The sequence below is a fragment of the Enterococcus durans genome, assembly GCF_002277935.1.
In the GTDB taxonomy this organism is placed as follows: Bacteria; Bacillota; Bacilli; order Lactobacillales; family Enterococcaceae; genus Enterococcus_B; species Enterococcus_B durans.
Window position 1 is genome coordinate 246,706 of sequence record NZ_CP022930.1, and the last position, 23,027, is coordinate 269,732.

The 23,027-nt window shown below is 39.5% G+C and carries 22 protein-coding genes, 1 tRNA gene and 1 riboswitch; of the genes, 3 read left to right on the forward strand and 20 right to left on the reverse strand.

Going from position 1 to position 23,027, the window contains the following annotated elements; translation table 11 throughout:
- Positions 1 to 4: 4 nt before the first annotated feature.
- From rnr to CJZ72_RS01230, 5 genes are all read right to left on the reverse strand, one after another.
- On the reverse strand, positions 5 to 2,368 hold the full coding sequence (gene rnr, locus CJZ72_RS01210; protein ID WP_081134245.1) for a ribonuclease R: 2,364 nt from the start codon (positions 2,366 to 2,368) through the stop codon (positions 5 to 7).
- Positions 2,365 to 3,117: an alpha/beta hydrolase gene (locus CJZ72_RS01215; protein ID WP_081134244.1), complete on the reverse strand. Its 753-nt coding sequence runs from the start codon at positions 3,115 to 3,117 to the stop codon at positions 2,365 to 2,367. The genes rnr and CJZ72_RS01215 overlap by 4 nt, the downstream gene beginning before the upstream one ends.
- Before the next feature lie 401 nt (positions 3,118 to 3,518).
- Positions 3,519 to 3,755 carry a preprotein translocase subunit SecG gene (secG, locus tag CJZ72_RS01220; protein ID WP_005878449.1) on the reverse strand — a complete coding sequence of 79 codons (237 nt, stop codon included), beginning with the start codon at positions 3,753 to 3,755 and terminating at the stop codon, positions 3,519 to 3,521.
- Between the two features lie 207 nt (positions 3,756 to 3,962).
- On the reverse strand, positions 3,963 to 4,235 hold the full coding sequence (locus CJZ72_RS01225) for a GNAT family N-acetyltransferase (protein ID WP_005878447.1): 273 nt from the start codon (positions 4,233 to 4,235) through the stop codon (positions 3,963 to 3,965).
- A gap of 98 nt (positions 4,236 to 4,333) precedes the next feature.
- Positions 4,334 to 5,302 (reverse strand): alpha/beta hydrolase, encoded by a 969-nt coding sequence (locus CJZ72_RS01230; protein WP_081134243.1) that lies wholly within the window; start codon positions 5,300 to 5,302, stop codon positions 4,334 to 4,336.
- Positions 5,303 to 5,532: 230 nt separating this feature from the next.
- Positions 5,533 to 5,577: riboswitch (PreQ1 riboswitch) on the forward strand.
- Between the two features lie 23 nt (positions 5,578 to 5,600).
- Here CJZ72_RS01230 and CJZ72_RS01235 point away from each other — a divergent pair.
- Both CJZ72_RS01235 and CJZ72_RS01240 read left to right on the forward strand, forming a co-directional pair.
- A complete protein-coding gene (locus CJZ72_RS01235) occupies positions 5,601 to 6,575 on the forward strand; it encodes a nucleoside hydrolase (protein ID WP_081134242.1) in 975 nt (324 codons plus the stop codon).
- A 5-nt stretch (positions 6,576 to 6,580) separates the two neighbouring features.
- Positions 6,581 to 7,165 (forward strand): ECF transporter S component, encoded by a 585-nt coding sequence (locus CJZ72_RS01240; RefSeq protein WP_053109380.1) that lies wholly within the window; start codon positions 6,581 to 6,583, stop codon positions 7,163 to 7,165.
- Between the two features lie 354 nt (positions 7,166 to 7,519).
- On the opposite strand, the gene CJZ72_RS01245 is transcribed toward CJZ72_RS01240, so the two are convergent.
- From CJZ72_RS01245 to rpoN, 9 genes are all read right to left on the reverse strand, one after another.
- Entirely contained in the window at positions 7,520 to 7,927 is a 408-nt protein-coding gene (locus CJZ72_RS01245) for a DUF2000 family protein (protein WP_005878439.1), read from the reverse strand.
- A gap of 336 nt (positions 7,928 to 8,263) precedes the next feature.
- Positions 8,264 to 9,271, reverse strand: a complete 1,008-nt coding sequence (locus tag CJZ72_RS01250; RefSeq protein ID WP_081134241.1) for an alpha/beta hydrolase — start codon at positions 9,269 to 9,271, stop codon at positions 8,264 to 8,266.
- A gap of 151 nt (positions 9,272 to 9,422) precedes the next feature.
- Positions 9,423 to 9,938 (reverse strand): GNAT family N-acetyltransferase, encoded by a 516-nt coding sequence (locus tag CJZ72_RS01255; RefSeq protein WP_081134240.1) that lies wholly within the window; start codon positions 9,936 to 9,938, stop codon positions 9,423 to 9,425.
- A gap of 302 nt (positions 9,939 to 10,240) precedes the next feature.
- Positions 10,241 to 11,539 (reverse strand): phosphopyruvate hydratase, encoded by a 1,299-nt coding sequence (gene eno / locus CJZ72_RS01260; RefSeq protein ID WP_005878433.1) that lies wholly within the window; start codon positions 11,537 to 11,539, stop codon positions 10,241 to 10,243.
- Positions 11,540 to 11,654: 115 nt separating this feature from the next.
- The gene (tpiA, locus tag CJZ72_RS01265; RefSeq protein WP_005878431.1) at positions 11,655 to 12,410 is read right to left on the reverse strand and encodes a triose-phosphate isomerase; all 756 of its coding nucleotides are present in this window, start codon (positions 12,408 to 12,410) and stop codon (positions 11,655 to 11,657) included.
- 132 nt (positions 12,411 to 12,542) lie between these two features.
- Complete coding sequence (locus CJZ72_RS01270; protein ID WP_005878429.1) at positions 12,543 to 13,733, reverse strand: phosphoglycerate kinase; 1,191 nt, start codon at positions 13,731 to 13,733, stop codon at positions 12,543 to 12,545.
- Positions 13,734 to 13,841: 108 nt separating this feature from the next.
- Positions 13,842 to 14,843 carry a type I glyceraldehyde-3-phosphate dehydrogenase gene (gap, locus tag CJZ72_RS01275; protein ID WP_005878427.1) on the reverse strand — a complete coding sequence of 334 codons (1,002 nt, stop codon included), beginning with the start codon at positions 14,841 to 14,843 and terminating at the stop codon, positions 13,842 to 13,844.
- Positions 14,844 to 14,883: 40 nt separating this feature from the next.
- Entirely contained in the window at positions 14,884 to 15,975 is a 1,092-nt protein-coding gene (locus CJZ72_RS01280; protein WP_173284501.1) for a sugar-binding transcriptional regulator, read from the reverse strand.
- Between the two features lie 153 nt (positions 15,976 to 16,128).
- Positions 16,129 to 17,463, reverse strand: a complete 1,335-nt coding sequence (gene rpoN, locus CJZ72_RS01285; RefSeq protein ID WP_005878423.1) for an RNA polymerase factor sigma-54 — start codon at positions 17,461 to 17,463, stop codon at positions 16,129 to 16,131.
- Between the two features lie 59 nt (positions 17,464 to 17,522).
- Here rpoN and CJZ72_RS01290 point away from each other — a divergent pair.
- Positions 17,523 to 17,594: transfer RNA gene (locus tag CJZ72_RS01290), tRNA-Arg, on the forward strand.
- Positions 17,595 to 17,747: 153 nt separating this feature from the next.
- Here CJZ72_RS01290 and CJZ72_RS01295 read toward each other — a convergent pair.
- The 6 genes from CJZ72_RS01295 to CJZ72_RS01325 form a co-directional block, all read right to left on the reverse strand.
- Positions 17,748 to 17,981: a hypothetical protein gene (locus tag CJZ72_RS01295; protein ID WP_081134239.1), complete on the reverse strand. Its 234-nt coding sequence runs from the start codon at positions 17,979 to 17,981 to the stop codon at positions 17,748 to 17,750.
- Between the two features lie 309 nt (positions 17,982 to 18,290).
- The gene (locus CJZ72_RS01305; RefSeq protein ID WP_081134237.1) at positions 18,291 to 18,809 is read right to left on the reverse strand and encodes a GrdB-related putative oxidoreductase; all 519 of its coding nucleotides are present in this window, start codon (positions 18,807 to 18,809) and stop codon (positions 18,291 to 18,293) included.
- Positions 18,810 to 18,823: 14 nt separating this feature from the next.
- Positions 18,824 to 20,179: a PTS cellobiose transporter subunit IIC gene (gene celB / locus CJZ72_RS01310; RefSeq protein ID WP_053109198.1), complete on the reverse strand. Its 1,356-nt coding sequence runs from the start codon at positions 20,177 to 20,179 to the stop codon at positions 18,824 to 18,826.
- A gap of 61 nt (positions 20,180 to 20,240) precedes the next feature.
- Positions 20,241 to 20,570, reverse strand: a complete 330-nt coding sequence (locus CJZ72_RS01315) for a PTS sugar transporter subunit IIB (protein WP_005878415.1) — start codon at positions 20,568 to 20,570, stop codon at positions 20,241 to 20,243.
- Positions 20,571 to 20,628: 58 nt separating this feature from the next.
- The gene (locus CJZ72_RS01320; RefSeq protein ID WP_095443566.1) at positions 20,629 to 21,576 is read right to left on the reverse strand and encodes a N(4)-(beta-N-acetylglucosaminyl)-L-asparaginase; all 948 of its coding nucleotides are present in this window, start codon (positions 21,574 to 21,576) and stop codon (positions 20,629 to 20,631) included.
- A 151-nt stretch (positions 21,577 to 21,727) separates the two neighbouring features.
- Entirely contained in the window at positions 21,728 to 23,026 is a 1,299-nt protein-coding gene (locus CJZ72_RS01325) for a Sapep family Mn(2+)-dependent dipeptidase (protein ID WP_081134234.1), read from the reverse strand.
- Between the last annotated feature and the right edge of the window lies 1 nt (position 23,027).

The window sequence follows — 23,027 nt, forward strand, 5'->3', positions numbered from 1 at the left end:
CTTGTTATTTTTTCTTCTTTTTCTTTTTGATTCCTTTATAAAAAGGTTTTTTCCCTTTTTTACCTGTGGTTGATTTCGCATTTTTACGATCGTTCGTGCGCGGATTCTTTTTCCCTTTTTTATCCGAACGTTCGCTATTTCTATTTTGTCGGCTCACGGGTCTACCTTTTCGCTGAGTTTTAGGTCGTTCAAGGGATGCTACTTCTTCCGCAGATACGAGTTCAAAATCAACTGCTCGTTCATCTGGATCAGCTTTCGTGACTTTGACACGAACTTTCTGACCAATTTTGAAAGTCAACCCAGTTCGTTCCCCAACTAAAGCTAAGTGATTTTCGATGAAGTGGAAATAATCCTGTTTCAATTCATTGATATGGATCAATCCTTCTACCGTATTCGGCAATTCGATAAATAAGCCAAACTTGACAACCGAACTGATGATGCCGTCGAATTCTTCTCCGACTTTATCCATCATGAATTCAGCTTTCTTCATTGAATCGACTTCACGTTCCGCTTCTACCGCGCGACGTTCCATTTTCGAACTGTGGTCTGCGATCTCAGGTAACTCGCCTTCCCAATATGTTTTGTTTGTATCACTAGCATCTTGTCCGTACGAACGGATCAACCGATGGACGATCAGATCGGGATATCGTCTGATTGGCGAAGTAAAGTGGGTATAGTATTCTGCTGCTAACCCATAGTGTCCAAAATTGTCTTCTGAGTAACGTGCTTGTTGCATGCTTCTCAATAGCATCGTATTGATCACTGCAGATTCTGGTCTATCTTCTACATGCTCGATGACTTTTTGTAAATCTTTCGGTGTAATCGAACCTTTTGTTCCTTGAACGACGATTCCTAAAGCCGAAGCAAAATCAAAGAACCGTTGCATTTTTTCTTCTTTCGGTTGTTCATGGATCCGATAAATGAATGGAAAATGCTGCTTATAGAAGTGTTCTGCGACAGTTTCATTTGCTGCCAACATAAAGGACTCGATCAATCGTTCCCCTACTCCTCGGCTGCGCAATTGGATATCCATTGGATGGCCATCTGGGTCTACTAGTATTTTTGCTTCACGGTCTTCAAAGGAGATCGCACCACGACGGATCCGCATCTCTTCAAGAATATCATGCAGCTCTTTCATTTCTTGGAACATCGGTACGAGTTGTTCATAGCGTTCCATGACCGCTTCATCTTGCTCCTCTAAGATTTGGTTGACAGCTGTATAGGTCATACGTTCAGTAGTTTGGATCACACTAGGAAAAATCTCATGAGAAATCACCTTTCCAGTCGGATCGATCTCCATCTCACAACTCATCGTCAATCTTGGAACATGGGGGTTCAAGGAACAGATACCATTTGAGAGTCGCTGAGGGATCATTGGGATCACTCGATCGGTCAAGTAGACACTTGTTCCTCGTTCGTAGGCCTCACGGTCCAATTGGCTGCCTTGTGTCACATAATACGACACATCTGCAATATGGACACCAAGAAAATAATTGCCATTTGCCCGTTTTTTTACAGTAACTGCATCATCCAGGTCTTTGGCATCTTCTCCATCGATCGTCACGATCAACTGATCTCTCAAGTCTTTACGACCGATGAGATCCTTCTCGCTGATCTCATCTGGTACATGGTCAGCTTCTGTTAAGACATCATCAGGAAATTGCGTAGGAATACCATTAGAGACCACAATGGATAAGATGTCCATACCTGGATCATTTTTATGCCCGATGACTTGTTTGATGATTCCTTCTAAACTTGTGGCATAGTTTTTTTCTGGATAATGGGTCAATTCGACCATTACGATACTACCATCAACAGGACGGATTCCTTCTGCGGCAGCGTAGATTTTGAATTGATTCATTTTTTTATCTTTAGGGATAACTACACCATATAGATCTGTTTCTTTGATTTCTTCTTCGGGATAAGCAACGAATTCTCCGGCAAGTTGTGTAGTGGCTCTTTTGCGGATCTCGACTACTTTTCCTTCAGCTCCACGATCCATCGCTGTATCTGCGGTTTTGATGATATCGATTGCTACTGTATCCCCATCCATCGCATAACCCGTTGCCTCTTTAGGGATATAAATGTCGTCTTCTTCGGGATCGATCGTCACAAAACCGAACCCCCGTTCATTTGCCCGAAAGGTACCTTCTACTAAAATAGGCTGCAATGGTAATTTCACTTTTCCTTTTTTGGTAAAGACAACTGTTTGCTCTCTTTCCATCTGAGCGATCGTTTGTACAAGTAATTTGAAATCTTCACTTTTTTCCAGCCCTAGTCCTTGGGCAATTTCTTCCATTGAAAAGCTTTTTTTGCGACTGCTTTCAATAAAGAAAATAATTTTTTCTTTCAACGTTTCTTTGGTCATATTGATTCCTCATTCCAAGGTAGATTTTCTAAGAAATCCAACACATCTTTTTCGAGTATCCTTCTTGAATCACCTACAGTAATCACATGTTTACTGTTGGGATACCATTGAAGTGTCACTCTTTTTTCAGCCATCTTTTTAGCGGTCTCAAACACACCATAGGGGTCGATCATTTCATCTTGCCCCGCTTGTGCCATAAAAATAGGCGATTGGATCTCAGAAAGTTTTCCTTCTGTAATTGTTGCCTGATTTTGGATTTCTTCTAATTGTCTGCGTATCATTGGTCTAAAACCTGCTGTTGCAGCTTCGATTGCTTCATCTGACTGTCCAGCAAATTTCAATACTTGCCGAACGTATTTCTCAAAATTTTCTGGTACGTGATTTTCCACAGGAGAAATCGGCGAACAGAAAAATCCTCCCCCGATCAAAGACTCATCTGCCAATGCACGAACAGCAAAAATCCCTCCCATTGATAAGCCAAATGCGGCGATTTGAGAAAAGCCTTCTGATTTTAAAAACTGAATCGCTTTTTGTGTGTCCTTCCACCAGTTCTCCGCTTTTTGAGATAAAATATCTTCAGGGTCCAGTGTTCCATGTCCTTCAAATAAAGGAGCATAGACTGTATACTCAGATTTTTCCAAAAAACGGCAAAGCATTCGTACATCATTCGGACTCCCAGAATACGCATGTAATAAAAGCACGGCACGTTTTCCATGCTTCCCATATAAGGGTTTTGGTAGACTTTTCATTTGGTTCACCTCGTTCTCTTCATTTTACCATAGTTTCCATGAACCCTTCTCGTAAAACAGCTTTTCTAAAAAAGAAAAAAAGAGCCGTGACATCCGCCGCTGCTCTTTTCTGGTTCATTCATCATTGAGCGTGGGACAAAAGTAAGAAACACTTTTGTCTCATGCTTTAAAAACGAATAAACGGTGGGAGCAGAAGCAACTCCTTCGGAAATAAGCCAAAATTCACAAAAATTTGAAAAGCAATTTTCGTGAATTTCTTCTTATTTCTCGGAGTTAAACACTTCTGTCCCAGCCTCTTGTTAAACTTCTACCTATACTTAAGCAATAAACAGACTGCTGATCCATCCTGTGTGCATATAAAAACTATGATTCAGGTTGAAACAAGTAGCTGTCCTCTTCGCTTATTTCGAAGATAAAAAGACAAGTACAAATAATAAGATCATCCAAATCGCACCCATTACCGCTGTCGAGCGTTGCATCACAGCTTCAAAGCCACGTGCTTTTTGTTTTCCGAACAATTGATCAGCGCCACCTGTAAATGCGCTCGCTGCACTATTTTGTTTGCTCGGCTGCATCATAATAGCGATCACCATTACAATAGATAAAACGATCACGATTCCTAAAATTAGATTATACATATGGCAGCCTCCTTTCTAAAAGATATCATCTCTCTCATTCTATCATATTAGAAAAATACCTACAACTCCCTACTTTATCTAAAACCATTCAAGAGAGACGAGGCTGGGACAAAAGTGTTTCTTACTTTTGTTCCACACTCATCAACAAAAAAAGAGTTGCCAAAACCATCTAGTGATCCTGGCAACTCTTCGTTAAGAAAGCAAAGGTTATTTTCGTAAAACGTCCTGATATTCTGGTTTTCTTTCAAATTCTTTTTTAGCGTAAGGGCATAACGGAATCACTTTTTTCCCATCTCTTCTGGCGATTTCTACGCCTGTAGATACTAATTTTTCCGCTAGTTTTTGTCCGCGATAAGCTGGGTCAACAAATGTATGATCAATGATCATAATGTCTGGTCCAGCATCTGACCATGTCATTTCGCCTATTTCTTCTTCAGCATTCAGCAATACCAAACGGCTTTTTTCTTCTTTGATTTCCATTTCACAACACTCCTTGTATCGACCACTTATTTTGTTCATCTTGATTTTAACAGTCTACTTTCCTACAGACAATTATTTATACTCGAACTGCTTTTCCATTATAGACGAATCCGTTGTTCGATAAACGAGAAGACCACCGTCCAATATGTCTCAGGGGCTTTTACCGCTGCTTCTAGATGTTGCGCTTCTGGCACTAAAAGCAGTGCTTTATCACCAGCTGTAGCATTCTGGATAGTATAAGCCGCTTCTGTTGGAACGAAATGGTCATTTTCTCCATGGACGATCAGTACTGGAAGATGGTTACTGCCTAACTGACGGGTAGCCGAAGCTTGTTTTAATGAATAACCCGCATACTTTTTTGCACAGCGATCTGCATGACGCATGATGGATTTTTTTGGAAAAGCAGTCAATTTGCTCAACATATAGCGAAATTCTGCGTAAACAGAAACAAAACCGCTATCCAAGATAAATCCTCGGACTGCAGAAGGGAGTTTTTCTCCACTTGCCATCATGATAGCAGAAGCGCCCATGGATCCACCATGTAAAATAATTTTTGCAGACGGATCTTGATTCAACACATAATTGATCCACACGATCAAGTCGAGCCGGTCGAGCCAACCCATCCCGATGATTTCTCCCTCGCTTTTTCCATGCGCTCTTAGATCTGGTATCAGCACATTGAATCCATTTTCGGCATATTTTTTCCCGATATAAGACATATCTTTCTTTCCATCACTACGGTAATCATGTACACAAATCACCCACTTGTGACTATTCGGTTGGCAGTGAAAGCTTCGGCCAATCAATTTGAGACCATCTTGACTTTTGACTTCTATTTCTTTCCCGCTTGTCCAAAAGTCCTCTGCTTGCGATTCAGCTAGTTGTCGCTGCCTTTCAACCGTCGTCAATGCGGAAGGATCCATTAATTGATGTCCGGTACTCTCATACCATTCATAGCCTCGTTGTAAACCAGACTTGATAAGTTTGTTTGCATAATAATAAGAAAGAACTTGATAAATGACTGTGCCTAAAATTAGGATGCCCACTATCAAATAAAATACAATCACTTATCTTCCCCACTTTCTATCGTTTTTAATCGTACTTTCTACCCTAATATCGATGATTCTATTCTTCTTTATTGTAACATTTTCTAAAAAAACTGCTCAAGGTTTCCCCTTCGATCTGCAGAAAAATAATTTTATCTCAGTGCTCATACCTGTTTCTTAATATTAAATAACGTTTACAATTTATTTAAAAGCCAGTATACTAGGTTCGTGCATTGGAATCAAGGATTTTCCTTGGACTGGTTCGGAAACTTCCCAGAATAAAAAACTAAGGATCTCTAAAGAAAGGAGATTGGAAATAATGCGTAAAGTAATCATTGATTGCGACCCTGGAATAGATGATCTTTTGGCTCTGTTATATGCGGTCAAATCATCTGAAATCGAGGTAGTCGCCATTACCACTGTCTGTGGAAATGTTCCTGTCGAGTTAGGTACGCAAAATGTTTTTACGTGCTTAAACCGATGTGGACGATTAGACATCCCTGTTTATCAAGGAATGGCTAAACCGATGAAACAACCATTTATCAGCGCCCAAGATACTCACGGGATGGACGGCTTAGGTGAAACAAATTTCCCACCGGTCCATGAAAAACAAGCAGAACAGATAAATGCCGTTGACTTTCTTGTTCGCTACTTTTCTGAAGAAAGGGACACATCGATCATCGCACTTGGACCATTGACGAACATTGCCAGTGCCCTTATCAAAAATCCTCGCATCGGCAATCACTTAGAACGTTTCGTTTCAATGGGTGGCACATACAAAAGTCATGGAAACTGTTCTCCTGTTGCAGAGTATAATTACTGGTGCGATCCTGAAGCGGCTGCAGTTGTTTTTGAGAAGCTTGGGAAAACCATTGAAATGGTGGGGTTAGATGTCACTAGGGAAATCGTCTTTACCCCTACGATACTTGAATACTGCTGTCAAATGAATCCAACTGAAGGCAAGTTTTTAAAAGACATCACTCGCTTTTACTTTGATTTTCATTGGCAGCAAGAACGAATTCTTGGTTGTGTGATCAACGATCCTTTAGCTGTTGCTTATTTTATCGATGAACAGCTATGTCAAGGTTTTGCCAGTTACACAGCCGTTGAAACACAAGGTATCAGTCGAGGACAAACTTTAGTTGATCGATTTGATTTTTGGCAAAAACCTGCTAATAGTATCATCATGACTGAAGTAGATTCTCATCTATTTTTTCGGAAGTTTTTGACCGTTCTTTTAAATGCACAAGAAGAAACGATTAAAAAAGATCTGGAAAGATTAAAGATGGGATGAAAAAAATGTTGAATAAAAGAATAACAACAAGAACAATCACGATTATCGCTTTATGTATTGGACTAAATTATATTGGTGGAACAATTGCTTTATGGCTGCGCTTGCCGATTTATCTAGATTCTATCGGTACGATCTTCGCTGGTGCTTTGCTTGGACCTGTGTTTGGTGTACTGACAGGTATAACTAGCGGTGTATTGAGCGGTTTTACTACTGATATCTTTTCATTGTATTATTCGCCTGTCCAAATGATCACTGGGCTGCTAGCAGGAATCATTTTTTATCAGCGATTATACCAAAAGAAAAATCGTTTCACTCTGATTTTTTGGGCATTTGTGTTGTCTTTACCAGGAACGATCCTTTCGTCCCTCATCACAGTAAAGCTATTCGGTGGCATCACATCCTCTGGTTCCAGTATGATCGTCCAATTGCTGCATGGTCTAGGAATGGATCTAACGATGAGCACGATCCTTGTTCAAGCTGGAACAGATTATCTTGATCGACTGCTCTCTTTAATCCTCGTGGCATTCGTAGTCGTTGCTTTAGGAAAACGAGGAAGAATCGGCAGTCAGCTAAAAGAAAATCAGCAGTGATCCTGTTCATTTCACTATGCTACTGAACGATTCGTTGGGTATGCCAACTCTTGAACATCTGACTTAATACCAAAGTGTAATAAATTTAGGCATTTCATGTTTGATCATCACAAAAGAAGCTGTGACCTCTCAATAGAAAAATGAGGTCAAGATAAAAGTCGTTTAGGTTTGAGAAATTGAAAAAAAAAAGCGACTGGGAGCAGAAGCAACTCCTTCGGCTTATTTCCGAAGGAGTTGCTTCTGCTCCCGCCGTTTATTTGAGAGTCTGTGGCAAAACTGATTTTTAGATTTGTCCCATACTCATTTTTTGTTCAATAATCCAAGCTGGTCAACCATACATAATACAAGAAACGCTTATTTCAGTAGGCTGAATTTTTTTGTTACAGCTCTAACCTCTTCATCTGGACCAGAAACGACAATTCCAACTGGCTTCAAATTTTCTAAATCACTTTTTTGGATCTGTTCTTGGTAGACCTCAAATTGATTATTTAAGGACTGCCCTGTTGCGGTGAACACACAACTAGATATCGTTTCACTTTCTTTCAGTGATTTTGCTAAATTAGCGATTTGCCCTGATCCAGCTTTTAATACGACTGTGCTATAACGGATCGCGGCATGACGAACACCATCTGCATCCGTCACTTCTGAATCTAAATAGACCTCTGGATTGATTTGCGCTATTTGTCCCATCAAAATGCCAGCTACATTGCCAACTTCTCCGGCTGTTAAGTTTTTTTCTAATATGATTGCATTTCTTTGCATAGTTATCTCCCCCAATTTTTAAACATCCTTGTCATCGTTTACCCAAGTAAGAATGCCCCAATATGCGCAATCAGTATAACTTAGTTTCTGACCGACTGAAAGGCTTATTTAAGACTCAACCGCTTACTATACGTAAAAACATATAAGCAAAAAATAGAGGGTGTTTTTCTTTCGATACTTATCGAAAAAATCATTATTCTACCTATGGTGTGCCTCTTTCCATGCAAAAGGATCATCACCAAAAATCATGTTCATTTCTGGTGATGATCCTTCTTATCAAAAGAGCATATTGCCAAGTGTGTTGCATCTCAAGCTAAAGAAAAAAGCAGCCTAACATCAAAACAATCCGTTAATAAAGGTCACAGTCTGTTCATAACATTCTTTTGATTCTGGTAGAGAATAATCAAATTGGTATTCATGACTGATTTCTTTTTTCTCATCTTTATAAAACAAACCTTCAACTGGTACCTGTAGTTCTTTCAATTTGTTTTCCAACGCTATCCCTTGTTCTTGGAAAGAATACGCATTTCCATCGGTAATAAAAGTTGGTGGGAAATTTTTTGTGACGTGATCAACTAAACTAGCTTGGAATAAACGGTCATCCGTTTTCCAATCTTTTTGTCCTAATAAAGACCATGCAACAGTTTTAACGAAAAAGCGCATAAATCGATTATCAGATTGTTGTTTAGCCGTTTGTTGTAGATCCACAGGCCCACAATAAGAAATGGTCCCTTTGATTGTTTCTGGCGCCATACTTTGTTTTATATTCATTTCTTTAGCATACTCTTCATTTGTTTGGATCGTTACGTATTGTAACGCAATCTGAGCGCCTGCACTGTCCCCGCCAAAGAGAACATTAGAAAGATCCAACCGTTTATCTTTGTCTTTCTTCAATTGTTGGACTAACTCATCGACTTGCGTTACTTGATTCGGATATTGAGAAGCCGGTGCTGGTTCATAATTCATACTCACTACTGCTACATGAGTATCTGCTGCTACTTTTGTCGCAAACTCTTTTACACCCGCTTTATCTCCACTTACATATCCGCCGCCATGTACCCAAATCAACACTGGAACAGCTTTATCACTATTTTTAGGATAGTAGATATCATAATTGTTCTGTTTATGTTTAGATTGATAGACTTTGTCCGCACTCAATTTAGTCGATGCTTTTGCGTGATCATACTCTTTTTTATTCGTGATCGCTGTTGTATCGTTGAACAAATGAGCAATCACAAAGGCCCCTGGTCTTGGCGAAACTTGGAAGGCTATTACGATCACTAACACTATGCTGATCAGCGCGATCCCCAACCATTTTAATCCTTTAAAAATCTTAGCTCTCATTCATTTTCCCCATTACATTTTTACTTTTTTTGCCTTTAATATCTTAGCAAGAAACAGTCAATTTGTAAATCTGCCTGCTACTTTATCAATAGCCACTTGCTGATTTGTCGAGCCTTTTATCAAGTGATTCATCCTCTTCAAGTTTTACGAGTTAATATTCAGAAGCCAAAATGGCATACTCAAATGTATCTACCCAAATCGGCTTTCCTTGCCCATCTTTCTTGAACCAAATATTTTGACGTAGATGTCCTTCTCTTCGCAAACCTAGACGCTCAAGTAATTGCCACGAAGAAACATTTAAAGGATTACACCTTGCGAAGATCCGATGAGCGTGTTTTTCTTTGAATGCATGCTCTATCAAAGCCAGTGCTGCTTCTGTTGCGTAACCTTTCCCTTGAAATTCTGGATTGAAGACATATCCTAATTCCCAAGTGTCAAACTCCTGACTTGCTAAATAGATGTTCCCAATCAATTTGTTTGTTTCTGCTACACATACTGCCCAAAAAGAATCATCTTGAGAACGTCGAATAGCTTCTTTTTTACACTCCTCGATACTAAGCACATCATAAGGTTCAAATTCAACAACCTCTTCTTTGGATAAATAGTCAAATAGATCCTGCCAATCCTCCTCAGTAAATTTTCTTATTGAAAGTCTTTTTGTTTTCATTGATTTCCTCCAAAAATTTGATTAACAATTTCTTGATCTTAGGCCCGTTTCTTTAATCATACATTGGTAAAGTTTAAGAAACAAATCATTCCTATATTATGGATAGACTTTCCTTTTTAAAACGTTCGCCAAGTTGATTTTCAGTGTTCTTTTACTGCTCTGTTGGATAAAAAAATACCCTCCTCCTATCTTTAATGATAAGAGAAAGGTATTTTAGAATAATCTCATAAGGGAGAAGTAAGTCACTGAATCAGTCGATGGTATCGATTGAAAATCAGTTGTACTTATTTTCCGATTTAAAATTATTTATTTTTTAAGTTGTAGAAAGATTTCAAACCTTTGTATTCTGCAACTTCACCAAGTTGGTCTTCGATACGTAGTAATTGATTGTATTTAGCAATACGGTCAGTACGTGAAAGAGAACCAGTTTTGATTTGGCCAGCGTTTGTTGCAACAGCGATATCAGAGATTGTTGAATCTTCTGTTTCACCAGAACGGTGAGATACAACTGCAGTGTAGCCAGCTTCTTTAGCCATTTCGATAGCTTCGAAAGTTTCTGTCAAAGTACCGATTTGGTTAACTTTGATAAGGATTGAGTTAGCAATTCCTTTTTCGATACCTTCAGCTAATTTTTGAGTGTTTGTTACGAACAAGTCGTCACCAACTAATTGAACTTTGTCGCCTAATACGTCAGTTAATTTCTTGAATCCGTCCCAGTCGTTTTCGTCTAAGCCGTCTTCGATTGAGATGATTGGATATTTAGCAACTAATTCTTCGTAGAATTTGATCATTTCGTCAGTTGTTTTTTCGCCTTCGCCTGAATCAGCTAATACGTAAACACCTTTTTCTTTGTCGTAGAATTCTGAAGAAGCAGCATCCATAGCAAGAACAACGTCTTTACCAGGTACATAGCCAGCTTTTTCGATTGCTTCGATGATTACTTCGAAACCTTCTTCGTTTGAACCAAGGTTAGGAGCAAATCCACCTTCGTCACCAACAGAAGTAGCTAAACCGCGTGCTTTTAGGATTGATGCTAATGCGTGGAATACTTCAGCACCCATACGTAAAGCTTCTTTGAATGTTGGAGCGCCAACAGGCATGATCATGAATTCTTGGAAGTCGATTGAGTTGTCTGCGTGTGATCCGCCGTTGATGATGTTCATCATTGGAGTTGGTAATACTTTTGTGTTGAATCCGCCTAGGTAGTGGTATAAAGGTACTTCTAGGTAGTCAGCAGCTGCACGAGCAACAGCGATAGATACGCCTAAAATAGCGTTCGCACCTAATTTACCTTTGTTAGGAGTGCCGTCTAAAGCGATCATAGCTTTATCGATTGCCATTTGGTCACGTACATCGTAGCCAATGATTGCTTCAGCAATGATGTTGTTTACGTTGTCAACAGCTTTAGTTACACCTTTACCGCCATAACGAGCTTTGTCTCCATCACGTAATTCAACTGCTTCGTATTCACCAGTTGAAGCACCTGAAGGAACCATTCCGCGGCCAAAAGCTCCGCTTTCTGTGTATACTTCTACTTCGATTGTTGGGTTTCCGCGTGAGTCTAAGATCTCGCGAGCGTAAACATCAGTAATAATTGACATGTTTTGTCTCTCCTTTGAGTTTGTTTTTTCCTAAGGGATTACCCTCATATACGATTTTAGTTAATTTCTTGCATTAGTGCAAACATTTCTTGCATTTTTTGCAAATTTTCACAAATTATTTTACAGCGTCTAATAATGCTAAGAATGAATCAGCTTGTAAGCTTGCGCCACCAACTAATGCACCATCAACATTTTCTTTTGCCATATATTCAGCAATGTTTTCTGGTTTAACAGAACCACCGTATTGGATACGTACTGCATCAGAAACTTCTTTGCCGTATAATTTTTCAACTGTTTGGCGAACAACACCACAGATTTCATCAGCGATTTGTGCATCAGCTGATTTACCTGTACCGATAGCCCAGATTGGTTCGTAAGCGATAACCATGTTGCTTACTTGGCCGTCTGTTAACCCTTCAAGTCCAGCAGTGATTTGTCCTTCGATCCATTCAGCTGTTTTTCCAGCTTCATAAGTTTCTAAAGATTCACCACAGCAAAGGATTGGGATCATGCCGTTTGCAAAAATAGCTTTTGCTTTTTTGTTGATGTCTGCATCTGTTTCGTGGAAATATTCACGACGTTCTGAATGGCCGATGATCACATAGTCCACTCCTAGGTCTGCTAAAGCAGCTGGTGAAGTTTCACCTGTGAACGCACCTGAGTTTTCCCAGTAGCAGTTTTGTGCAGAGATTTTTAATTCTGTTCCTTCAGCTGATGCCATTAATTCTTGTAAGAATAATGCTGGAGATCCGATAACTGAATCCACTTTATCATTTGAAGGGATATTGTTTTTTACTGCTTCTGCAAATTCTTTTGCTTCAGAAGCTGTTTTGTTCATTTTCCAGTTACCAGCGATAATTGGTTTACGCATGACAGTATACACTCCTTTAAATTATGAGTCGCAGATGTTCTTCTACGTATTGAAAAAGAAAAACTACGATCCGAACGAATGCTCTCGCTACAAAAAGTAGCTTTTCTTTTCCTACTTAACTTTTACGATTGATTATTTGTCGTTGATTGCTGCTAGACCTGGTAATTCTTTACCTTCTAACAATTCTAAGCTTGCGCCGCCACCTGTTGAGATGTGTGTGAATTTATCAGCAAAACCTAGTTGTTCTGCAGCTGCAGCTGAGTCACCGCCACCGATGATAGTTGTAGCACCTTCAAGGTTAGCGATTGCTTCACATACGCCGATCGTACCTTTTGCAAAGTTACTCATTTCGAATACACCCATAGGTCCGTTCCAAACAACTGTTTTAGCACCTTGTAATGTATCAGCAAATAATTTAACTGATGCAGGGCCGATGTCTAGAGCCATCAAGCCTTCAGGGATATCTCCTTCGATGACTTGTGTTTCAACATCATTTGAAAATTCTGGAGCACATACATTGTCGATTGGTAATACAAGTTTGTCGCCAGCTTTTTCGATCAATTCTTTCGCCAATGCTACTTTATCAGCTTCAACTAAAGAGTTACCGATCTTGATGCCTTTTGCTTCGTAGAATGTGTAAGTCATTCCGCCACCAATCAAGATTTTGTCAGCTTTAGGAATCAAGTTTTCGATTACGCCGATTTTATCAGAAACTTTTGCGCCACCTAAGATTGCGATCATAGGGCGTTTTGGATCTTCAACTGCTTCACCGATAAATTTGATTTCTTTTTCCATTAAGAATCCAGCAACTGTTGGGATACCAGTTGAAGCAATCCCTACGTTAGAAGCATGCGCACGGTGAGCTGTACCGAATGCATCGTTTACAAATACATCACCTAATGAAGCCCAGTATTTACCTAGGTCAGCATCATTTTTGCTTTCTTTTTTACCATCAACATCTTCAAAACGAGTGTTTTCGAAAACAACTACGTCTCCGTCTTTCATGTTGTTGATTGCAGCTTCTAATTCAGCACCACGAGTTTCAGGAACGAAAGTTACTTCTTTTCCTAATAATTCGCCTAAACGTTTTGCAACAGGTGCTAAAGATTTGCCTGCTTTATCTTCTTCAGTTTTCACACGTCCTAGATGAGAGAAAAGGATTGCTTTTCCGCCTTGTTCTAATACGTAGTTGATTGTTGGTAAAGCAGCTTTGATACGTGTATCATCAGTGATCACGCCATCTTTCAAAGGAACGTTAAAGTCAACACGGACAAGAACTTTTTTGTCTTTTAAATCGATATCTTTAACTGTTTTCTTAGCCATTTTATATCCTCCTAAATAAACTTATTATCAAAAAAAGCGGAGAAGCGCGATTGCTTCCCCGCTTTTAAGTGTACATGTTTATTGTTTACACTTGTACGTTTGTCTATCTTATAAGTTAGCGAAGTATTCTAAAGTACGTACTAATTGTGCAGTGTATGACATTTCATTGTCGTACCAAGCAACAGTTTTAACTAATTGTTTGTCGCCAACAGTCATTACTTTAGTTTGTGTAGCATCAAATAATGAACCGTAAGTCATACCAACGATATCAGAAGAAACGATTTCGTCTGTGTTGTATCCGTAAGATTCGTTTGAAGCTTCTTTCATTGCTGCATTGATTTCGTCAACAGTTACTTCTTTGTTAAGAACTGTAACTAATTCAGTTAATGAACCTGTTGGTACAGGAACACGTTGAGCAGCTCCGTCTAATTTACCGTTCAATTCAGGGATTACTAAGCCGATAGCTTTAGCAGCACCTGTTGAGTTAGGAACGATGTTTGCAGCAGCAGCGCGTGCACGGCGGAAGTCACCTTTAGGATGAGGTCCGTCAAGAGTCATTTGGTCACCTGTGTAAGCGTGGATAGTTGTCATTAATCCTTCAACGATACCAAATTTGTCGTTTAATGTTTTAGCCATAGGAGCTAAACAGTTAGTAGTACATGAAGCACCTGAGATAACTGTTTCTTTACCAGTTAATGTTTCGTGGTTTGTGTTATAAACGATTGTTGGAACGTCATTTCCACCAGGAGCAGAGATAACAACACGTTTAGCACCAGCTGTTAAATGTTTTTCAGCAGCTACTTTTGAAGTGAAGAAACCAGTACATTCTAGAACGATGTCAACACCTAGTTCGCCCCAAGGTAATTCTTCAGGGTTACGGTTAGCTAAAACTTTAACTTCTTTTCCGTTAACATTGAATGAACCTTCGTGAACTTCAACTGTACCGTTGAAACGTCCTTGAGTTGTGTCATATTTTAACAAGTGTGCTAACATTTTAGCATCTGTTAAGTCATTGATTGCTACTACTTCGATTCCATCTACATCTTGGATACGACGGAATGCTAGACGTCCGATACGTCCAAAACCATTAATACCTACTTTAACTGTCATTTAAGATTTCCTCCTTATGAAAATCAAAAAAATATTTATTTTAAAGGGATATCCCTTTTAAAATCTCATTTGCAGCAGCTTCATCTGTGATGAGCCACGTTTGTTTTGGTGCATTTTTCATATAGGCTCGAATTGCTTTAGCTTTTGACTTTCCACCTGCAATAGCTAGGATGATCGGTACATTTGCTAAGTCTTTCAATTCTATGCCGATTCTTGGAACCTTATAAACAACTTCTCCATTCTCGTTAAAGAAATAGCCGAAGGATTCCGCAACAGCATTGGCCTGTTTTAGCATGACTAATTCTTGCTCAGTCATTTTTCTTCGTGCAGCCATGTGTAATGCACGTCCAATACTATGAATAACACAATTCGCCTGACTAATCAAGTTTAAGACTTCTTGGATAGACGGTTCATTGAGTAAAGAATTGTACGTAGCTAGACTTAATTGTTCTGGTACATACAACGCACGATGATTGCCACTTGCCTTTGTAGCCATTCTAGCACTGACCGAATTTGCTTGTACAGTTACAGCTTCTCCGATACCGCCACGAGCTGGCACAAATAAGTTATGTCGTTTACTGTTTTCCAGATTTGTCAATTGTTCAGCGACGATTGCCATCGTTGTTCCTCCCATTACGGCGATAATATTATCACCTTCCGGAAGTAAAAGATCCAACGCTTCGTCTAGTGCTTCACCGAAGCCGTCAGCGACTTTAGGCTGTTTCTCACTGTTTCCTGACACGACAATACAACGTTGATTCCCGAAATACTCAGCCAGTTTTTTTTCTGTCTGATGCATACCTAAAAGTTGATCCATGAAGCTTTCAAGACTCTGATAAACTTCCTCACCTTTTTTTGTCAACGTCATTCCGCTTTTAGAGGTGTTGATTAAATTCAACTGTTTCAATAAATCAGTTTCTGTTCGTAATACTCGTTCTGTGATTCCCATACTTTCTGATAAACTGCGGCGACCAATCGGCTGCATCCAATAAATATTTCGCAAAATTTTATAGCGTTCTTGCAGAACCTCGATAATATCTGGTGCAACAGATTCAATCATTTTCAATTCATCTAGCATAGCGATCTCCTTAGTTGGACGATAAATGTCCAATGTAGACTCAAAACGACCCATGTACGATAAAAAAAGAAAAGTGACTTTCCAATTTTTAAAAATATTAAAAAGGAAAATCTCAACCTCACGAGTGTTAGTCTAACAGTTTTATTCTACTTTTTCAATAAAAAACAACTAGAAAAAATTTTTCATTTTTTCTAGTCAAAATTCACATTAATTATCATAACGTTTTCTTTTCGATGAACTTGGGATTCCTAACAGGTCTCGATACTTTGCAACGGTTCTTCTTGAAATCAATATTTCATCTTTTTTTAATAGTTCTACTATTTTTTGATCGGATAGCGGCTTCCCTTTATCTTCTTCCTCGACTAACTCTTGGATTCTTTTTTGGGCCGTATCTGCAGAAAGGTCTTCTTCTGACATGTTTCCACTTTTTTGGATGCGATTCGTAAAGAATTTTTTTAGTTCAAATACACCGAACTCTGTCTCTAAATATTTTCCATTGACAGCACGGCTGACTGTTGATTCATGCACATCGATTTCTTGAGCAACTTCTCTTAACGTCAACGGCTTGATTGGTCGGTTCTTATTCGTAAAGAATTCTTGCTGATGCGCCACGATACTTTGCGCCACACGCAAGATCGTATCCCCTCGCTGTAAGATCGTTTTTTTCAACCAATCAAATTCCTGTTTTCGTTCTTTCAAGTATACTTGTGTTTCTTTGTCCGCTTTTTTTTGCATCTGATTAAAGTAATGTTCTTGAAAACGGACATCTGGTTGGTTTCCCCGATTTGATCGAACATGGACCTGATTGTTCTCATCTACCATTACTCTTACATCTGGAATGATGTAAAGTTCGCTGCTTCGATCAAAAATCCTACCGGGACTCGGACTAAGAGTTTGAATATAATCAAAGATCTGCTGTACTTCGCTTAATTCAATCGAGAAGCGTTGCGCAATTTCTTTCCACTTCCGTTCCACTAACGGTTCAAAACACTCTTCTAAGATGATGTAAGCTAATTCTGGTGCGAAATCATCTCTTTCTGTCTGAAGCATCAGACACTCTTGCAAACTTCTTGCGCCGACTCCTGCCGGTTCGAGTTGCTGGATCAGTGTAAGAGCATCAAGTATTTCAATCGATGACGCATTCGTGTTGGTTTCTGCTTCTTTCAAATCAATCGTCAAAAAGCCGTTCAAGTCGATATACTCAACTAGATAAAGTACGAGTTTACGCAAAAACGTATCACGATAATTCAAATGGACCTGATCGATCAATGATTCAAATAAGGAAGTGCTTGTATCTGGAATTTGATTCAAGTAGTTTGTTTCCTCGCCTTCATAGTTCGACGATTTTATTTTTTGAAAGTCAGGTTGCCAATCTGGCTCTACGACTTCTAATAAAGGATTTTCCAGTGCTTGATTTTCAACAAACGCGAGCAGTTCCTCACTGTTATACTGCAATACTTGAATGGACTGTTGCAGCTGCTGTGTCATGGCTAATTTTTGTGTTTGTTGTTGTTTTTGTGAAAAGTTTTGTTGAAATTTCATTTTTTTGTCCATTCCCCTTGTTTTTTTTTTTGGGTTTCGTTACAATTATCCCAGTGCTTGCGTCCTTAGTGTAGTGGATATCACGTAAGATTCCGGTTCTTGAGACGGGGGTTCGATTCCCTCAGGACGCGTCTATTGTTATCTTAGCATATTTGAGAGCGTTTTGCTTTCTAAAATTTTCACTCAAAAAGCTGGTCCTCGATCGAGAACCAGCTTTTTATTTATTTTCTCTCTTTTATTTCCCTTACAGTCGAACATTTTTCCCTCTATCATCAAGCTTTCACTTAATTTTTGCTTGCAGAAGATATCACGTGGATTGCGTCAATAAAGCGGTTAAGCGAAAAAGCCAAAAATAAAATCGCCAAACTATGCACCAAGAGTGTTCCAGCATATTCAATGAGGTATTGTTCGCCAAAGACTTCCTTGGCAGAGATCGATTGAGAAATTATGACTGGAGCAACAAATAAACTGATGCCTGCTAATACATTCACACCTAATTTCACTATTGGTTTGATCATTTTTATTCTCCCATCACCTTTTATGAACTAAACATCCACTTGTTTTTCCATAGCTTCTTTACAGAACTTCCAACTACAGACTAACCTAATAACTAACGTCATAAAATTGTTATGTTCTAAGTTTTTTTTAAATTCAAACGTTCTTTTTTGCTCATTCTTGTTCTTTGGAAAATGGAGATACCTCACAAAAAAAATAGGACGTGGGACAAAAGTAAGAAACACTTTTGTCCCAACCTCCATGAAAGTCTGATTTTTAGATGACTATTCTTACTTGATTCTTTTGACCAAACGTTATAAGAAAAAATTTTTTTAAAATAAGAGTTCTTGTTCTTCGGCTGTCAATTCTCCTCTTTGTGCTAGGACTGTGACGCATTCTACCATATTTTTGTAGGATTGATTTAAGCCGATTCCGCCCTTTTTCGGCATTTTGATAATTGGGATTGTTTCACGAAATTCTTCAACAGCTGGGTTTTCTGCTGACATTGCTGCCGCTGCGGGGATTCCATTGTTCGCTAATGCTTTTGCTAAGCTACCTGCCATCATACCAAAATTGGGATAATGCATCGCTGGGCCGCATAATACTGCATCAGCGCCGAATTTCTTGGCAAAACCGATGAATTTTTGGTTTACCTCTTCAGGATGACTTACATAGTACTGATCACCACAGTATAAAGTTGCAATAATCTCAGCATCTTTTTCTTTGAATAGTGGAACAAGCGTTTCTGCTGGTCCCATCGCTGCTTTTTTTCCTCCTGGAGGCAGTTGCGCTTGCTCATCACTTCCCATACCAGCCGTGACATGGTTCAAAATCACGAGTATCTTTTTCATGAAATACCTCCTTTTTACAATGTATCAAAATCGAAATCATCAAAATTGATTTCTTCTGTTTCTTTTTCTTCCGCTTCATGTTCTTCTTTTAGGTACTGATTATCTAATACCTTGATAAATGGATAGTAGATTCCCATTCCAAGTAAAATCAAAACGCCTTGTAGGATCGAAGCTTGCCAGCCACTTACTAAAAATCCAGAAATGATCGGTGGTGTCGTCCAAGGAAGTTGGATACCGTTGGTGTAGGCAACCAATCCGAAATCCATACAGAAATAGGCAATGATGATATTGATCGTTGGAACAAGAACAAATGGGATCAAAATGATTGGATTCAATACGATCGGCAAACCGAAAATGATCGGTTCATTGATGCCAAAAATTCCTGGTACAAGGGATAATTGAGATAATTTTTTGATACGTTGACTCTTACAAATGATGACCATCACTAAGATCAATGATAATGTTGATCCGCCACCACCAAAAGTTGCGAACATGTCTTGGAATTGACCGGTAATGATGTTAGGAACTTCCAGACCATTTTTATAAGCGTCTAAATTTTCAATGGATAACGCACGTAGAACCGGATTGAATACTGCTCCGACTACACTTGATCCGTTGATTCCAAAGAACCAGAAAAAGTGTAAGAATAAGTACGCAATGATCATGGCTCCTAGCGTATTCCCCAAACTTAACAACGGCATTTGCAAAAACTTGAATAAAATTTCTTGCAGGTTTCCATATGAAGTTAAATCTGCTAACCAATTGGCTACCATGAAAAATGTAAGGATAACAAAACTAGGGATAAGTGCCTCAAATGATTTCACAACAGTTGGAGGGACGCCTTCTGGCATTTTGATCGTCCAGCCTTTGCGAATCAACGCAACGAACATCCTCGTTGAGAGCAATGCAACGACCATTCCCAAGAATAGACCGCTTGAACCCATCCAGCGTAATGGAAGGCTTCCTACTTCATATACTTCGGTAGAGCCTTCTGGAGTGAAGGTCGTTGAAAAAGGTGTCACGATAAAAAACGAAACTAATGAAATGATTGCTGCCTGCATCGCATCGACTTTGAACTGTTTCGCTAAACTATAGCCGATCCCACCAACGGCGAGGATCGTCATGATATCAAAACTGGCTGTTGCCGGTTTATTCAACATCGTTGCCCAGTCATCACCTAAAAATCCGCTCATGATTTCATTCCAGTTAGGAATCGGGAAATTGGTCAATACTAAGAATAACGATCCTACGATCAATAATGGGGTAGAAAGTAAAAACCCATCCCGAATAGCGATTAGATATTTGTTTTCGCCAATGGTTTTCGCCATTGGTGTAAGGACTCTTTCCAGCCAATTTAAAAATTTCTGCATCTTTTTTCCTCCGATCTTATGTTTGATTTTGACTGTTACCGGTTACATTGCTATTTACTGTTTACTTTTTACTATCTTTGATCAATTTTAGAACATCTTTCATTGCACGTTCGCCGTCCATCATGCCATATGCTTCCGCCGCAATCGTGCCGACTGGTATTCCTTGTGGTTCAAATGTTTGCTTCATCTTGTCACTCAAATGACGAACTTGCGGTCCAAGTAAGATTGCTACTGGTTTTTCTTGTTCAACTTTCTCTTCCGCATGAATTGCTGGAAAAGCACTGATTTCCAAAGGCATTTTGTGTTTTTTCACGACCTCCATCATTTTGTTGACCATGATACTTGTAGACATTCCTGCTTCGCAAAACAAATAGATTTTTTTTGTAGCCATTCTTCTTCCTCCTTAATTTATAAATAATAGCTGAGAGCCAGCTGTATAAATAGATTTATTAAACTGGTGCTTTGATTCTCTTCTCATATGCATCCAACCATTCTTTAGTGATCGGCTCAATGATCGTGTTTTGTTCTGGTCCTGGATTTGCTAAGTAAATAGCTGGTTGCTCTTTCTCAGTAGCAAGACTGAATGTAAATTCGACATTTGTCGCAACACCCCACTCACCTTCATTATTCATTGCGATCAGTGAAAAAGCTCCCGCTTTTCCATAACGTTCTTTCAGCGTGTCGCTGAACCGGTATACTGCTTGGTCACACGCTGCTTGTGGGGAAAGTCCTTCGCCCATCAATCGGACGATCTCATATGACAAACAGCCTTTCATCAAATCTTCCCCAAGACCTGTAGCAGCTGCACCACCGATTTTACTATCGACATAAAAACCTGAACCTGACAACGGAGAATCGCCTACGCGTCCTTGTTTTTTCATGAATAGTCCTGAACTAGAGGTTCCTGCAGCCATGCTTTGGGATTTGTCTAAGGCAACAACGCCAACTGTGTCATGACCATCATATGGACTTAGGTTTGTTTTTGCCATTTCGTCTAATCGTTTTTGCCAGATTTTTTTTGCTCGCTCTGTCAGCATATTTTTACGTTCGAAACCTGCCAACATAGCATATTCGGTTGCTCCTTGCCCGACTCGGAAACTATTGAATTTTTCCTCACTTAACCGACGTGCGACTGCAATTGGATTGGCTATATCAACGATCCCTGCGACAGCCCCTAACTTGAATGTATCACCATCCATGAATGCTGCATCCATCTCTACGATCCCACGTTCATTTGGCAGTCCGCCATACCCGACTGATTTATAAAATGGATAATCTTCCACACACTTGATGGCCGTTTCAACAGCATCACCACAAGTGCTTTGCTCTTCGAGTAATTTTTTTGCTGCGAGAATGCCGTCATGCGCCATGCGCCAAGTTGCTATAATTCCCCACATACCTACTCCTCCTGACTATACTAACGCTTACAATTATTTTTATTTAGTATATACTAATATGTCTATACTAAAAAGAGGCTTATCCAAAAATCTAATCGATTTATAAGATAAGCCTTCTTTATTTCATTATAAAAATCTTCCACTATAGAAACTATTCTAACAGTGCCTGGATACTTTTTAGATAGATCTCTAAATTCATACGTAGATCTGCTACATCCATATATTCGTTTTTATTATGTGCAATCCCTTTTTGCCCTGGAAATGAAGGGCCAAATGCTAACGTATTCGGTATCTTTCTAGCATACGTAGCCCCTGTGGTTGTTACTGGTGTTGGGTCATTACCGGTGACTTCACCATAGATCATTGATAGTTTTTGGATCTCGAGTGAGTCTTTTTCACGACAGAATCCCGGAATACTGCGTGTCACCTCATAAGAAGCACCTTTAGGCAACTGTTGCGCCAATCGACGAAGTACCTCGTCTTCACTAGCAGAAACTGGGTAACGGAAGGCGATTTCCAGATTCAAACCCGTCTCGCTTTTTTGTAAAACTACTGGTGTAAGGATGAGTTTACCAGAATCCTTATCTGCCAAGGCAAGATCGATTCCTTCACCGTAGTGTTTGCCGTGAAAGCTTTCAGCGATCCACCTAAAATAACTTTGCAGTTGTGCAGGTATTTCAGCCTCTTTTAGTTTCTGTGCGAGTAAAGTAATCGCATTCTCACCCATTTCTGGCGCATTGCTTGGTGAACGTTTGCCTGTCACCTGATGAGTGGTGCCATTGATTGTTACACCTAATTGATCTGGAACATGATCTCTGTATTGATCTCCTGAGAATTGACTGATCTGACCAAGCACTTCTGGATCAAGGGGAAGCTTGATCGTTACATTGACGACTCCACGTTCACCATAGACTACAGGGTATTTGCAGTCAGGGGTAAATCCAAAAATCGGCGGTTTTTCCGACTTTAAATAGTGCGGGATATCAGACATCCCACTTTCTTCATCTGTACCAAATATAAGTCTGATCGTCTTTTTGGGAACGAAACCACTTTTTTTCAATAAAAACAGTGCATAAAGACAACTAATGATTGGACCTTTATTGTCTAAGATACCTCGACCATAAAAACGTCCCGCTTTTTCAGTCAAATCAAATGGCGGAAAATCCCAACCTGTTCCTGCAGGCACAACATCAAGGTGACCAATGACTCCGACATATTCTTCACTGTTTTCACCCCATTGAACATAACCGATGGCATCGTCGATTACGTTCGTCTTGAAACCCTTCGCTGCAGCCTCGGACAAAACAAGATCCAATACTCTTCTTGGTTCTGTCCCATACGGTGCATGATGTGCTGGTTTACCTTTCACACTTGGAACTTGCATTACCTTTTGAAGCAAAACTAAAAACTCTTGCCAATGTGAATCAATACTTGCGGTTATTTTTTCCATT

Excerpts from the sequence above, each read along its gene's own strand:
- rnr (WP_081134245.1), bottom strand. The coding sequence starts at position 2,368 with ATGACCAAAGAAACGTTGAAAGAAAAAATTATTTTCTTTATTGAAAGC.
- CJZ72_RS01215 (WP_081134244.1), bottom strand. The coding sequence starts at position 3,117 with ATGAAAAGTCTACCAAAACCCTTATATGGGAAGCATGGAAAACGTGCC.
- secG (WP_005878449.1), bottom strand. The coding sequence starts at position 3,755 with ATGTATAATCTAATTTTAGGAATCGTGATCGTTTTATCTATTGTAATG.
- CJZ72_RS01225 (WP_005878447.1), bottom strand. The coding sequence starts at position 4,235 with ATGGAAATCAAAGAAGAAAAAAGCCGTTTGGTATTGCTGAATGCTGAA.
- CJZ72_RS01235 (WP_081134242.1), top strand. The coding sequence starts at position 5,601 with ATGCGTAAAGTAATCATTGATTGCGACCCTGGAATAGATGATCTTTTG.
- CJZ72_RS01240 (WP_053109380.1), top strand. The coding sequence starts at position 6,581 with ATGTTGAATAAAAGAATAACAACAAGAACAATCACGATTATCGCTTTA.
- CJZ72_RS01245 (WP_005878439.1), bottom strand. The coding sequence starts at position 7,927 with ATGCAAAGAAATGCAATCATATTAGAAAAAAACTTAACAGCCGGAGAA.
- CJZ72_RS01250 (WP_081134241.1), bottom strand. The coding sequence starts at position 9,271 with ATGAGAGCTAAGATTTTTAAAGGATTAAAATGGTTGGGGATCGCGCTG.
- CJZ72_RS01255 (WP_081134240.1), bottom strand. The coding sequence starts at position 9,938 with ATGAAAACAAAAAGACTTTCAATAAGAAAATTTACTGAGGAGGATTGG.
- eno (WP_005878433.1), bottom strand. The coding sequence starts at position 11,539 with ATGTCAATTATTACTGATGTTTACGCTCGCGAGATCTTAGACTCACGC.
- tpiA (WP_005878431.1), bottom strand. The coding sequence starts at position 12,410 with ATGCGTAAACCAATTATCGCTGGTAACTGGAAAATGAACAAAACAGCT.
- CJZ72_RS01270 (WP_005878429.1), bottom strand. The coding sequence starts at position 13,733 with ATGGCTAAGAAAACAGTTAAAGATATCGATTTAAAAGACAAAAAAGTT.
- gap (WP_005878427.1), bottom strand. The coding sequence starts at position 14,843 with ATGACAGTTAAAGTAGGTATTAATGGTTTTGGACGTATCGGACGTCTA.
- CJZ72_RS01280 (WP_173284501.1), bottom strand. The coding sequence starts at position 15,975 with ATGGGTCGTTTTGAGTCTACATTGGACATTTATCGTCCAACTAAGGAG.
- rpoN (WP_005878423.1), bottom strand. The coding sequence starts at position 17,463 with ATGAAATTTCAACAAAACTTTTCACAAAAACAACAACAAACACAAAAA.
- CJZ72_RS01295 (WP_081134239.1), bottom strand. The coding sequence starts at position 17,981 with ATGATCAAACCAATAGTGAAATTAGGTGTGAATGTATTAGCAGGCATC.
- CJZ72_RS01305 (WP_081134237.1), bottom strand. The coding sequence starts at position 18,809 with ATGAAAAAGATACTCGTGATTTTGAACCATGTCACGGCTGGTATGGGA.
- celB (WP_053109198.1), bottom strand. The coding sequence starts at position 20,179 with ATGCAGAAATTTTTAAATTGGCTGGAAAGAGTCCTTACACCAATGGCG.
- CJZ72_RS01315 (WP_005878415.1), bottom strand. The coding sequence starts at position 20,570 with ATGGCTACAAAAAAAATCTATTTGTTTTGCGAAGCAGGAATGTCTACA.
- CJZ72_RS01320 (WP_095443566.1), bottom strand. The coding sequence starts at position 21,576 with ATGTGGGGAATTATAGCAACTTGGCGCATGGCGCATGACGGCATTCTC.
- CJZ72_RS01325 (WP_081134234.1), bottom strand. The coding sequence starts at position 23,026 with ATGGAAAAAATAACCGCAAGTATTGATTCACATTGGCAAGAGTTTTTA.